Genomic DNA, 12,557 nt, shown 5'->3' with positions numbered 1-12,557 from the left:
CAGCCCCGCCCTTGTACAAGCGCTGGCCCGCAAAAAGGGCGGATACGGCTAAGCCACGCCGTGCAATGTCCGCCCGCGCCAGCGATCCAGCCACAACAACACCAGCGCTATGAGCCAGAACCCTCCCAGCACGCCCAGTGCATTGAGCATGACCTGCCCATACCCCAGGTTCGCCACATCGATGAACGGGTAGGGATACACGCCAATTTCACTCCCCCGCCACAGCGCATAGCCGAAATACACCGCTGGATACAGCGCCCACAGGGCCAAGTGCCAAAGCCGCAAGCAGCCTTTGGGCACTTCGAACCACCAGTACAGGACGTACAGCACAGGCATCACATCGTGCAGCAGTTCGTCCGCCAGCCATTGCCACCCTTCGGGGTGCCACAGATGCCGCAGCAGCACGCTGTAGGCCAGCGCCACCAGGACGATACTGGCGGCTACTGCAGAGCTCACCGAGGGTGACAGGAAAAACCGCCTGGCGCCTGACTCACGCCCGAAAGCCGCATAGCTCAGCACCGTCGCTACCAAGGTATTGGTCAGTACTGTGAAGTACCCGAACACATTGATCAGGCCGCCAATCAGGCTGGCCTGTTCCTGCCAACGCGCCACCAGCACCAGGTAAACCTGCACCGTCAGGCCCAGCCAGCCCAGCACAGCAAGCAACGTCAGCCAGGGATGACGCGCCATTTCAGGCCTGTCGCTGCAGTTTCACGTACAGCTGCTCGACCTTCTCACGCGCCCAGGGGGTCTTGCGCAGGAAGGTCAGGCTCGACTTGATGCTCGGGTTGCTTTTGAAGCAGCGCACATCAACGCGCTCGGCCAGGCCCTGCCATTGGTAGTGCGCCACCAGCTCGGTAAGGATCTGTTCGAGGGTCTTGCCGTGCAGCGCGTTGTGTTGGGCCGTGCTCATGCCAGTGCTCCGCGTTGAAAAAGATGCGCACCTTACACGAGTGTAGTGGCCAAGGGGCACAGCTGACCCGATTACAAAAACTGCTGGCAAACGGCGAAACCTCTGTGCTGAAATAGTGATGTTATATTGTAACAACACAAAAGCATCTGCCAAGGAACGTCACAGCCCCATGCACAGCCCGCTACGCCTCTCCCCTCTTGCCATCGCCCTTTGGCTGGCGTCATCGCCCAGCCAGGCCGTGGAACTCGAACCCCAGGTCATCACTGCCAACCCACTGGGCAACAGCCAACTGGCCGCCCCGAGCACCGTGCTCGAAGGTGACAAGCTGCTGCAACAACAGCACGGCAGCCTGGGCGAAACCCTCAACAAACAGCCCGGAGTGGCCTCCACCTGGTTCGGCCCCGGTGCCAGCCGCCCCGTGATCCGCGGCCTGGACGGCGATCGCATTCGAATCTTGCGAAACGGCGTCGGCGCCTTGGATGCCTCGTCGCTGTCTTACGACCACGCGGTGCCCCTGGACCCGGTCACCGTCGAACGCGTCGAAATCGTCCGTGGCCCCGCCGCGTTGCTGTACGGCGGCAATGCGATCGGTGGCGTGGTCAACACGTTCGACAACCGTATCCCCGACTCCCCTATCGAGGGCATCCACGGTGCCGGGGAGTTGCGCTACGGCGGCGCCGACACCACCCGCAGCAGCGCAGGTAAGCTGGAAGCCGGCGACGGTACGTTCGCCCTGCACCTGGACGCCAACAGCCGCCAGTTCAACGACCTGCGTATCCCCGGCTACGCCCGCAGCGCAAATGTGCGCGACGCCGACGAGCCTGGTAGCAAGCACCGCCTGGAGAACAGCGACGGGCGCCAGGACGGTGGCGCAGTAGGCGGTTCCTACCACTGGGATCACGGCTATGCAGGCCTTTCCTACAGCCGCTACGACAGCAACTACGGTTCGGTCGCCGAGCCCGGTGTACGCCTGGACATGAAACAGGACCACTACGCCTTCGCCTCCGAACTGCGTGACCTGGACGGCCCGTTCAGCTCGGTCAAGGTCGATGCGGGCTACACCGACTACCAGCACAGCGAAATCGAAGAAGGCGAGGTGCATACCACCTTCAAGAACAAAGGCTACGAAGCGCGCATCGAGGCCCGCCATCAACCGCTCGGCCCGCTGGAAGGTGTGGTTGGCGCCCAGGTCAGCCGCAACGAGTTCTCGGCATTGGGTGAAGAGGCCTTCGTCCCGCACACCGATACCGACAGCCTGGCGCTGTTCATGCTCGAGCAGTGGCAAGCCACTCAGCGCCTCAACCTGAGCCTGGGCGCACGCCTGGAACATACCCGCGTCGACCCCGATGCCAAGGGCAACGAGAACTTCATCGGCGCCGACAGCGCCAGCAGTTTCAACGCCTTCAGCCTGTCCTCGGGGGCGGTGTACCAGCTCGATCCGATCTGGTCGCTGGCTGCCAACCTTGGCTACACCGAACGCGCGCCAACCTTCTACGAGCTGTATGCCAACGGTGCCCACGTTGCCACCGGGGCGTTTGAAGTCGGCGACCCAAGCCTGAACAAGGAAAAGGCCATCTCCAGCGACCTGGCCCTGCGCTTCGATAACGGCACCCACAAGGGCAGTGTGGGCGTGTTCTACAGCCACTTTCGCAACTACATCGGTTTGATCGGCACGGGCAACCTGCGCGAAGGGCATGACCACGACCACGATGGCGATGATCACGACCACGATCATGATCATGATGACGGTGGTTTCCCCGAGTACCAGTACCAGGGCGTGCGGGCACGCTTCTACGGTATTGAGGCCCAGGACCGGTGGAAACTGCTGGAGAACCAATACGGCAGCTTCGCCCTGGAGCTGTCCGGCGACTACACCCGCGCCAAGAATCTGGACAGCGGCGAGCCATTGCCACGCATCGCGCCACTGCGCCTGAACAGCGGCCTGGTCTGGGAACTGGACCGCTGGCAGGCACGGGTCGATGTGCAACATGCCGCTTCGCAGCATCGCAAACCGGACAACGAGTCCAGCACCGATGGCTACACCACGCTCGGGGCGAGCGTCGGCTATCGCTTCGATATCGGCGAAAGCCAGTGGCTTGCGTTCGTGCGCGGGGAGAACCTGACGGACCAGACGGTGCGCTATGCCAGTTCGATTCTGCGTGATATCGCACCGGCGCCAGGGCGTAGTGTGGAGGTCGGCTTGCGTACGTCCTTCTGATCGCAGTGCCCCTTCGCGGGCCGACCCGTTCCCACAGGCACGCTGGCGTTACGGCTGCAGCAGTGAACCTGGGGGGCGGGTTGGCCCTGCACCCACGCGACTGTTACCGCCCCTGTAATAATCAACTGCGACAATTTGTCTTTTTTTCTTACAACTTCCCCTATATCCTCCCCGCCGCAAGCTGAATCGCTTCATCCCGCATACCTTGTTGCCATTTTCATCGAAGAGCCCCTCCTCGGTGCGCTTGCCGTTTTTTCAATAATCAAAAGATAGCGCTATCTCATGTTTCAACTGCCCGATACCCGTTACTCCAGACTCGCCCTCATCGCACTCGCTGCGGGCTGGTCCGCCACTGCCAGCGCCAGCGAACCGTTCGCCAGCGACTCCCCCTGGATGCTCGGGGACTGGGGTGGCACCCGCAGCACGCTGCTGGAAGCAGGCTACGACTTCACCCTGGGCTACACCGGCGAAATGGGCAGCAACCTGCACGGCGGTTACGACCACGATCGCAGCGCACGCTACAGCGACCAGTTCACCTTCGGCAGCCACCTGGACCTGGAAAAGATCCTCGGGTGGCACGATGCCGAGTTGCAGCTGACCATCACCGAACGGCACGGCAACAACATCAGCAATGACCGCATCAACGATCCGCGTGTCGGCGGTTTCACCTCGGCCCAGGAAGTCTGGGGCCGTGGACAAACCTGGCGGCTCACCCAACTGTGGGTCAAACAGAAGTACTTCGATGGCGCCCTGGACGTGAAATTCGGCCGTTTCGGCGAGGGCGAAGACTTCAACAGCTTCCCCTGTGATTTCCAGAACCTGGCCTTCTGCGGCTCGCAGGTGGGCAACTGGGTCGGGGGCATCTGGTACAACTGGCCGGTCAGCCAGTGGGCCCTGCGCGTGCGTTACAACCTCAATGACCAGCTCTACGCACAGGTCGGTGTGTTCGAGCAGAACCCCTCCAACCTCGAGTCGGGCAATGGCTTCAAGCTCAGCGGCAGCGGCACCCAGGGCGCCGTGATGCCGGTCGAACTGGTGTGGAGCCCGACGGTCAATGGCCTTAAAGGGGAATATCGCGCCGGGTACTACTACAGTAATGCCAAGGCACAGGATGTTCTAAAGGACAGCAACGGTCAGCCGGCCGCCATCAGCGGCGCCGCCTATCGCAGCAGTTCGAGCAAGCACGGCCTTTGGATCGGCGCCCAGCAGCAGGTGACTTCGCTGGCCTCTGACCACTCGCGCGGCCTGAGCCTGTTCGCCAACGCCACGGTCCACGACAAGAAGACCAATGCCATCGACAACTATGTTCAAGCAGGGTTGGTATACAAGGGCCCCTTCGACGCCCGCGCCAAGGACGACATCGGTTTCGCCCTCGCCCGCGTGCACGCCAACCCCGCCTACCGCAAGAACGCCCGCCTGGCCAACCAGGCCGCCGGCTTCTATGACTACGACAATCCAGGTTTCCTGCCGGTGCAGGACACCGAATACAGCGCTGAACTCTATTACGGCATCCACCTGGCCAACTGGCTCACGGTACGCCCGAACCTGCAGTACATCCGCCATCCGGGCGGTGTGTCGCAGGTCGACGCCGCCCTGATCGGCGGCCTGAAGATCCAGAGCACTTTCTGACAAACCTCTCACCTAACGGAGAACATACGATGAGCACTGACGGTGCCAAGAATGGAAGCCGCTGGCTACCGCGCCTGATAGGCGTGCTGCTGTTGCTGATGGGCCTGGCCCTGCTAGCGGGCGGCATCAAGCTGAGCCAGGTAGGCGGCTCGCTTTATTACCTGATCGCCGGTGTCGGCTTTGCCCTGTCGGGCATCCTGCTGCTGGCCCAGCGCCGCATCGTCCTGGGGCTCTACGGCCTGGTGCTGCTTGGCAGCACGGTATGGGCGCTGCTGGAAGTGGGCCTGGACTGGTGGCAACTGGTGCCGCGCCTGGCCCTCTGGTTCGCCATCGGCGTGGTGCTGCTCTTGCCGTGGGCGCGCCGCCCGCTGATCGGGCCGGCCGCCAAGGCCAACACTGCCCTGCTCAGCGTTGCCGTGCTGGCTTCCGGCGCCTGTGCGCTGGGTAGCCAATTCACCCACCCCGGCGAGGTGTTTGGCGAGCTGGGCCGCGACAACAGCGAAATGGGCAGTGCCGCCCCTGCCATGCCTGATGGCGACTGGCAGGCCTATGGCCGCACCGAGCACGGCGATCGCTATTCGCCGCTGCGCCAGATCACTGCGCAGAACGCCTACCGCCTGGAAGAAGCCTGGCGCATCCGTACCGGTGACCTGCCCACCGACAACGATCCAGTCGAGCTGACCAACGAGAACACGCCGCTCAAAGCCAACGGCATGCTCTACGCCTGCACTGCCCACAGCAAGGTGCTGGCCCTGGACCCAGATACCGGTGCCGAGATCTGGCGCTTCGACCCCCAGATCAAAACCCCGGTGGGCACGTTCAAGGGCTTTGCCCACATGACCTGCCGCGGCGTTTCGTACTATGACGAGAACGCCTATGTCAGCCGTGACGGCAGCCCCGCGCCGAAAGTCTCGGACGCCGGCCAGGCCGTGGCCCAGGCCTGCCCACGCCGCCTCTACCTGCCCACCGCTGACGCCCGCCTGATCGCCATCAACGCCGACAACGGCAAAGTTTGCGAAGGTTTCGCCAACCAGGGTGCGATCGACCTGACGACCGGTATCGGCCCGTTCACTGCCGGTGGCTACTACTCCACGTCGCCAGTGGCGGTCACCCGCAGCCTGGTGATCATCGGCGGCCACGTTACCGACAACGAGTCGACCAACGAACCGTCCGGCGTGATCCGCGCCTATGACGTGCACGATGGCCGCCTGGTCTGGAACTGGGACAGCAACAACCCGGACGACACCAAGCCATTGGCGCCAGGCAAGATGTACAGCCGCAACTCGGCCAACATGTGGTCCCTGGCCAGCGTCGATGAAGACCTGGGCATGGTTTACCTGCCCCTGGGCAACCAGACCCCGGATCAGTGGGGCGCCGATCGCACCCCAGGCGCGGAGAAGTACAGCGCTGGCGTCGTCGCCCTGGACCTGGCCACCGGCAAGGCCCGCTGGAACTACCAGTTCACCCACCACGACCTGTGGGACATGGACGTCGGCAGCCAGCCGACCCTGGTACACCTGAAGACCCAGGACGGGGTCAAGCCGGCGATCATCGTACCGACCAAGCAGGGCAGCCTGTATGTGCTCGACCGCCGCGATGGCACGCCCATCGTGCCGATCCGCGAGATCCCCGTGCCGCAAGGCGCGGTCAAGGGCGACCACACGGCGCCGACCCAGGCCCGCTCCGACCTCAACCTGCTGGGCCCGGAACTGACCGAACAAGCCATGTGGGGCGCCACCCCGTTTGACCAGATGCTGTGCCGTATCCAGTTCCGCGAACTGCGCTACGAAGGCCAGTACACCCCGCCGTCGGAACAGGGCACCCTGGTGTACCCAGGCAACGTCGGCGTGTTCAACTGGGGCAGCGTCTCGGTCGACCCGGTGCGCCAACTGCTGTTCACCTCCCCCAACTACATGGCGTTCGTGTCGAAGATGGTACCGCGTGAGCAGGTGGCCGCCGGCAGCAAGCGCGAGAGCGAAACCAGCGGTGTGCAGCCGAACACCGGCGCACCGTATGCCGTGATCATGCACCCGTTCATGTCGCCGCTGGGCGTACCGTGTCAGGCACCAGCCTGGGGCTATGTGGCCGCCATCGACCTGTTCACCAACAAGGTGGTATGGAAGCGCAAGAACGGCACTACCCGTGACAGCACGCCGGTACCGATCGGGCTGCCGGTGGGTGTGCCAAGCATGGGCGGCTCGATCGTCACCGCCGGTGGCGTCGGCTTCCTCAGCGGCACGCTTGACCAATACCTGCGCGCCTATGACGTGAACAACGGCAAGGAACTGTGGAAGGCCCGCCTGCCGGCAGGTGGCCAGGCCACACCGATGACCTACACCGGCAAGGACGGCAAGCAGTATGTGCTGATCGTCGCCGGTGGCCACGGCTCGCTGGGCACCAAGATGGGCGATTACATCATCGCTTACAAATTGCCTGACTAAGCGACAGCTACACGAGAAAGCGGGGCCTGCACGGCCCCGCTTTTTTCGTGAAGCTTGCAGCTTGAAACATGAAGCTTGAAACCCATCCCCCCGCGCCCCATCTAAGCACCATAGCCATTCACGCAGGTGCCCCATGAGCGACCAGCAAGATTTCCCGGAACAACCCGACGAACGCAGCGAAGTCGAACACCTCGATGCCAAGACCGAAGCCGGTCATGGTCATGCCCTCGCCCTGCCCGGCCAACAACTGCCGGACAAGGTCTACGTGATCCCGATCCACAACCGCCCGTTCTTCCCGGCGCAGGTGCTGCCGGTGATCGTCAACGAAGAACCCTGGGCCGAAACCCTCGATCTGGTGGCAAAAACCCCGCATCACTCGTTGGCGCTGTTTTTCATGGACACCCCGCCAGAGGATCACCGCCACTTCGACACCTCGGCGTTGCCGGAGTATGGAACCCTGGTCAAGGTGCACCACGCCAGCCGTGAAAACGGCAAGCTGCAGTTCGTCGCCCAGGGCCTGACCCGGGTGCGCATCCGCACTTGGCTCAAGCACCATCGCCCCCCCTACCTGGTCGAGGTCGAGTACCCTCGCCAGCCGGCCGAACCCACCGACGAGGTCAAGGCCTACGGCATGGCCCTGATCAATGCGATCAAGGAACTCCTGCCGCTCAACCCGCTGTACAGCGAAGAGTTGAAGAACTACCTCAACCGCTTCAGCCCCAACGACCCCTCGCCACTCACCGACTTCGCCGCAGCGCTCACCTCCGCCACTGGGGTCCAGTTGCAGGAAGTGCTCGACTGCGTGCCCATGCTCAAACGCATGGAGAAGGTGTTGCCGATGCTGCGCAAGGAGGTCGAGGTCGCGCACCTGCAAAATGAGATCTCGGCCGAGGTCAACCGGCAGATTGGCGAACACCAGCGCGAGTTCTTCCTCAAGGAGCAGCTCAAGGTCATTCAGCAGGAGCTGGGCCTGACCAAGGATGACCGTAGCGCCGACCTTGAACAGTTCGAACAGCGCCTGGAAGGCAAGACCCTGCCGGAGCAGGCCAAGAAACGCATCGACGAAGAGATGGGCAAGCTGGCCATCCTCGAAACCGGCTCGCCTGAATACGCCGTCACCCGCAATTACCTGGACTGGGCCACCGCCCTGCCCTGGGGGGTTTATGGCAAGGACAAACTCGACCTCAAGCATGCCCGCAAGGTGCTCGACCAGCACCATGCCGGCCTCGATGACATCAAGGAGCGCATCCTCGAGTTCCTCGCCGTTGGTGCCTGGAAGGGCGAGATCAGCGGCTCGATCGTGCTGCTGGTAGGCCCACCCGGCGTGGGCAAGACCAGTATCGGCAAATCCATCGCCGAATCCCTCGGCCGCCCGTTCTACCGTTTCAGCGTGGGTGGCATGCGTGACGAGGCCGAGATCAAAGGCCATCGCCGCACCTACATCGGCGCTCAACCCGGCAAGCTGGTACAGGCGCTGAAGGACGTCGAGGTGATGAACCCGGTGATCATGCTCGACGAAATCGACAAGATGGGCCAGAGCTATCAGGGCGACCCGGCCTCGGCACTGCTGGAGACGCTGGACCCGGAGCAGAACGTCGATTTCCTCGACCACTACCTGGACCTGCGCCTGGACCTGTCCAAAGTGCTGTTCGTGTGCACCGCCAACACCCTGGATTCGATCCCTGGGCCATTGCTCGACCGCATGGAAGTCATCCGTCTCTCCGGCTACATCACCGAAGAAAAGCTGGCCATCGCCAAGCGCCACCTTTGGCCCAAGCAACTGGACAAGGCAGGCGTGGCCAAGACCAGCCTGAGCATCAGCGACAGCGCCCTGCGCGCCGTGATCGAAGGCTATGCCCGTGAGGCCGGTGTGCGCCAGCTTGAGAAACAGCTGGGCAAGCTGGTGCGCAAGGCGGTGGTCAAGTTGCTGCAAGACCCCGACGCCAAACTCAAGATCGGCACCAAGGACCTGGAGGCCGCGCTGGGCATCCCCGTATTCCGCAGCGAGCAGGTGCTGGCGGGCAAGGGAGTGATCACCGGCCTGGCCTGGACCAGCATGGGCGGCGCGACCTTGCCGATCGAAGCCACCCGCATCCACACCCTCAACCGCGGCTTCAAGCTCACCGGCAAGCTGGGCGACGTGATGAAGGAGTCGGCCGAGATCGCCTACAGCTACGTCAGCTCCAACCTCAAGCAGTTCGGTGCCGACCCGGCCTTCTTCAACGAAGCATTCATCCACCTGCACGTGCCCGAAGGCGCTACGCCCAAGGACGGCCCGAGTGCTGGCATCACCATGGCCAGTGCGCTGTTGTCCCTGGCCCGTGACCAGGCGCCGAAGAAAGGGGTGGCGATGACCGGCGAGCTGACCCTCACCGGCCAGGTACTGCCCATTGGTGGCGTGCGCGAGAAGGTGATTGCAGCGCGGCGGCAGAAGATCTTCGAGCTGATTCTGCCGGAACCCAACCGCGGGGACTTCGAAGAGTTGCCGGACTACCTGCGTGATGGGCTGACCGTGCATTTCGCCAAGCGCTTTGCCGACGTGGCCAAGGTACTGTTCTGATGCATCCGGGCCGCGATGCGGCCCTTCACGGGTAAACGCGCGCCTACGGGTCCAGCGCTGTTGTGCAGTGCCAGTGGGCGTGGGTTTACCGTGACGGGGCCGAACCAGGCAGCACAAAACTGAACCCGCTTCGGTTATCCTCAGGCCATCGCCAGCCTAAGGAGCTACCATGACTGCACCTCGTCTGCTCGTTCCCCTGAGCCTTGCCCTGCTTACCGCCTGTGCCCAACACCCCAGGCAACCCGTCGAACTGGACGCCGAAAGCGAATGCCCTAAGCGCCTGCAGGTCGGCCAGCCACTGACGCTGACCCTGCCCAGCAACCCCACCACGGGTTACCGCTGGCTGGTGCAGAACCCGGCTTCGAGCATCCTGCGCAGCCTCGGCCCCGAGGTCTACAGCGCGCCCGAGGAGGCCGGCATCGTCGGCAACGCCGGGCTTTCCACCTGGCGATTCGAGGCCCGTGCGGCCGGCGAAGGCCACCTTGTGCTGGTTTATCAGCAACCCTGGGCACCGGAAGTGCGCCCGGTGCAGACCTTCGATTGCGCCATTCGCGTCGACTGAACGCACAGCGCTGGTCAGCCAATCATGCAACCTTGGCGCGGTTTGGCTAGAATGCCGGCCCTGCCTATTGCCAGCTGCCTGGACCCACCGTGAGCAAACAACCCGACCGCCTTTTCGCCCAGCCTCTGGAGCAAGTACCCGACTTCGTGTTCAACGAGGATGTGGTGCGCGTCTTCCCGGACATGATCAAGCGCTCGGTGCCTGGTTACCCGACCATCGTCGAAAACCTCGGTGTGCTGGCGGCGCGCTTTGCGCAGCCGAACACTGCCCTGTATGACCTGGGCGCCTCGCTGGGCGCCGTCACCCAGTCGCTACGCCGCCATGTGCGCAGTGACGGCTGCCGGGTCATCGCGGTGGACAACTCCGCCGCCATGGTCGAACGCTGCCGCCAATACCTCACCGCCCAGGACTCCATGTTCCAGGAGTTGTTGCCGGTCCAGGTACTGGAAGCCGACATCCTGACCCTGCCTTTCGCACCGGCCTCGGTGGTAGCGATGAACTTCACCTTGCAGTTCATCGCCCCAGAACAACGCCTGGCACTGCTCAGCCGCATCCGCCAGGCCTTGCTGCCCGGCGGTGCGCTGATTCTCTCGGAAAAGCTGCGCTTTGCCGATGACGAAGAGCAGGCCCTGCTCAACGAACTGCACCTGGACTTCAAGCGTGCCAATGGCTACAGCGAACTGGAAATCGCCCAGAAACGCAGTGCCATCGAGAACGTGATGAAGCCAGACACCCTGCAAGCCCACAGCGAGCGCCTGCGCGCAGCGGGCTTCTCCAAGGTCGTGCCGTGGTTCCAATGCCTCAATTTTGCCTCGCTGATAGCCCTGCCATGATCGATCTGTCCCCCCTCGTCCGCCGCCTGGCGGGTACGCCCCTGGCTTCCTGGTCGCAAGGCCTGCAAGCACAACTGCACGCCAAACTGGAAAAAGGCCACGGCGACCTCGATCGCTGGCGCGGCGCGCTCGAGGCCCTGCCGGCACTGCAGCCCAGTGAAATCGACCTGGTGGACGGCCTACGCCTGGACTGCGCCTGCGACGACGCCACCCGCGCGCAGATGCGCCAGGCATTGATGGGCCTGTCACCTTGGCGCAAGGGCCCATTCGACCTGTTCGGCGTGCACGTGGACACCGAATGGCGCTCGGACTGGAAATGGTCACGGGTCAGCCCGCACCTGGACCTCAAGGGCAAGCGCGTGCTCGATGTGGGCTGCGGCAATGGCTACTACCAGTGGCGCATGCTTGGCGCGGGCGCCGACATGGTCATCGGCGTCGACCCCAACTGGCTGTTCTTCTGCCAGTTCCAGGCTGTGCAGCAGTACCTGCCCGACCTGCCGGCCTGGCACCTGCCCTTCGCCCTGGAAGAACTGCCAGCCAACCTCGAAGGCTTCGACACCGTGTTCTCCATGGGCGTCTTCTACCATCGCCGCTCGCCCATCGAGCACCTGCTGGCGCTGAAGGATTGCCTGGTAAAAGGCGGCGAACTGGTACTGGAGACGCTGGTGATCGAAGGCGACGAACAGCAGGTCCTGGTGCCGGAGGACCGTTACGCGCAGATGCGCAATGTCTGGTACCTGCCCTCGGTACCAGCGCTGGAGCGCTGGTTGCGCCGGGCAGGCTTCAGTGATGTGCGCTGCGTCGATGTCAGCGTCACCAGCATCGAAGAACAACGCAGTACCGAGTGGATGCGTTATCAGTCGCTGGCTGACTTCCTTGACCCGAACGATCACAGCAAGACCGTCGAAGGGCTGCCTGCCCCACGTCGCGCCACACTGCTGGCGCGCAAATAAAAAGGGCGCCCTGGGGCGCCTGAATACACCTGCGGCGAGGAGCTGATACATCGCAGATGGTGTTGCACTAGTCTTTGGCCACCTCGCGGGCCTTGTCCTGCGCTATGCGCTCACGCTCCGCAACGGCCTGCTGTTTGTCACCGTACAAGCGCTCCTGGTCCTGGCGGAAGGCTTCCCAGAACTGACGAGAGCGTTCTGCGCCACCCTCGGCATGAGCGCCGGCGCTACCCAGGGTGAGGATCGCCAGCAGCAGGTATTGGTTCAGGTTCATCGTGCTTGCCTCGTGATAACCGATCAGATGAGGCCATCCTATTGAGGCGCAGCTAACGCCAAGGTGAGGCGGGCATTACAGTCTTGCAATGTGCCCCGTGCCAACGGGTCTGGCCGCTGTCGCTGGCACGCCCGCTGGTGAACAGCCAGATAACATAGGCATTACAAATCTGTTATC

General features: G+C 63.3%; 10 protein-coding genes. 7 read left to right on the top strand and 3 right to left on the bottom strand.

The window, feature by feature from the left end:
* Window positions 1-48: 48 nt before the first annotated feature.
* Both APH34_RS01625 and APH34_RS01620 read right to left on the bottom strand, forming a co-directional pair.
* Window positions 49-690 carry a Pr6Pr family membrane protein gene (locus APH34_RS01625; RefSeq protein WP_054899420.1) on the bottom strand — a complete coding sequence of 214 codons (642 nt, stop codon included), beginning with the start codon at window positions 688-690 and terminating at the stop codon, window positions 49-51.
* 1 nt (window position 691) lies between these two features.
* Window positions 692-913 carry a VF530 family DNA-binding protein gene (locus tag APH34_RS01620; protein ID WP_023378991.1) on the bottom strand — a complete coding sequence of 74 codons (222 nt, stop codon included), beginning with the start codon at window positions 911-913 and terminating at the stop codon, window positions 692-694.
* 169 nt (window positions 914-1,082) lie between these two features.
* Here APH34_RS01620 and APH34_RS01615 point away from each other — a divergent pair, with 169 nt between their 5' ends.
* The 7 genes from APH34_RS01615 (at window position 1,083) to cmoB (ending at window position 12,109) form a co-directional block, all read left to right on the top strand.
* Window positions 1,083-3,131, top strand: a complete 2,049-nt coding sequence (locus tag APH34_RS01615) for a TonB-dependent receptor (protein ID WP_054899419.1) — start codon at window positions 1,083-1,085, stop codon at window positions 3,129-3,131.
* Window positions 3,132-3,413: 282 nt separating this feature from the next.
* Window positions 3,414-4,760, top strand: a complete 1,347-nt coding sequence (locus APH34_RS01610) for a carbohydrate porin (protein ID WP_054899418.1) — start codon at window positions 3,414-3,416, stop codon at window positions 4,758-4,760.
* A 29-nt stretch (window positions 4,761-4,789) separates the two neighbouring features.
* Complete coding sequence (locus APH34_RS01605; protein WP_054899417.1) at window positions 4,790-7,201, top strand: glucose/quinate/shikimate family membrane-bound PQQ-dependent dehydrogenase; 2,412 nt, start codon at window positions 4,790-4,792, stop codon at window positions 7,199-7,201.
* A 133-nt stretch (window positions 7,202-7,334) separates the two neighbouring features.
* Entirely contained in the window at window positions 7,335-9,761 is a 2,427-nt protein-coding gene (lon, locus tag APH34_RS01600) for an endopeptidase La (RefSeq protein WP_054899416.1), read from the top strand.
* A 169-nt stretch (window positions 9,762-9,930) separates the two neighbouring features.
* Complete coding sequence (locus tag APH34_RS01595) at window positions 9,931-10,323, top strand: protease inhibitor I42 family protein (protein WP_054899415.1); 393 nt, start codon at window positions 9,931-9,933, stop codon at window positions 10,321-10,323.
* An 89-nt stretch (window positions 10,324-10,412) separates the two neighbouring features.
* Window positions 10,413-11,156, top strand: coding sequence for a carboxy-S-adenosyl-L-methionine synthase CmoA (gene cmoA / locus APH34_RS01590; RefSeq protein ID WP_054899414.1), 744 nt, complete (start codon window positions 10,413-10,415; stop codon window positions 11,154-11,156).
* The gene (cmoB, locus tag APH34_RS01585; RefSeq protein ID WP_054899413.1) at window positions 11,153-12,109 is read left to right on the top strand and encodes a tRNA 5-methoxyuridine(34)/uridine 5-oxyacetic acid(34) synthase CmoB; all 957 of its coding nucleotides are present in this window, start codon (window positions 11,153-11,155) and stop codon (window positions 12,107-12,109) included. Before cmoA ends, cmoB begins: the two co-directional genes overlap by 4 nt.
* Before the next feature lie 67 nt (window positions 12,110-12,176).
* Here cmoB and APH34_RS01580 read toward each other — a convergent pair whose 3' ends face one another.
* Window positions 12,177-12,380 (bottom strand): hypothetical protein, encoded by a 204-nt coding sequence (locus tag APH34_RS01580; RefSeq protein WP_054899412.1) that lies wholly within the window; start codon window positions 12,378-12,380, stop codon window positions 12,177-12,179.
* Between the last annotated feature and the right edge of the window lie 177 nt (window positions 12,381-12,557).

It is taken from the genome of Pseudomonas sp. NBRC 111131 (genome assembly GCF_001320525.1).
GTDB classification, from domain to species: domain Bacteria; phylum Pseudomonadota; class Gammaproteobacteria; order Pseudomonadales; family Pseudomonadaceae; genus Aquipseudomonas; species Aquipseudomonas ceruminis.
The sequence above is the reverse complement of the archived record's forward strand: the minus strand, read 5'-3'. Positions and strand labels throughout refer to the sequence as shown.

Bases quoted from the DNA above. Each gene is read 5' to 3' on its own strand.
- APH34_RS01620 (WP_023378991.1), bottom strand. From the start codon at position 913: ATGAGCACGGCCCAACACAACGCGCTGCACGGCAAGACCCTCGAACAG.
- APH34_RS01615 (WP_054899419.1), top strand. From the start codon at position 1,083: ATGCACAGCCCGCTACGCCTCTCCCCTCTTGCCATCGCCCTTTGGCTG.
- cmoB (WP_054899413.1), top strand. From the start codon at position 11,153: ATGATCGATCTGTCCCCCCTCGTCCGCCGCCTGGCGGGTACGCCCCTG.
- APH34_RS01605 (WP_054899417.1), top strand. From the start codon at position 4,790: ATGAGCACTGACGGTGCCAAGAATGGAAGCCGCTGGCTACCGCGCCTG.
- lon (WP_054899416.1), top strand. From the start codon at position 7,335: ATGAGCGACCAGCAAGATTTCCCGGAACAACCCGACGAACGCAGCGAA.
- APH34_RS01580 (WP_054899412.1), bottom strand. From the start codon at position 12,380: ATGAACCTGAACCAATACCTGCTGCTGGCGATCCTCACCCTGGGTAGC.
- APH34_RS01595 (WP_054899415.1), top strand. From the start codon at position 9,931: ATGACTGCACCTCGTCTGCTCGTTCCCCTGAGCCTTGCCCTGCTTACC.
- APH34_RS01625 (WP_054899420.1), bottom strand. From the start codon at position 690: ATGGCGCGTCATCCCTGGCTGACGTTGCTTGCTGTGCTGGGCTGGCTG.
- APH34_RS01610 (WP_054899418.1), top strand. From the start codon at position 3,414: ATGTTTCAACTGCCCGATACCCGTTACTCCAGACTCGCCCTCATCGCA.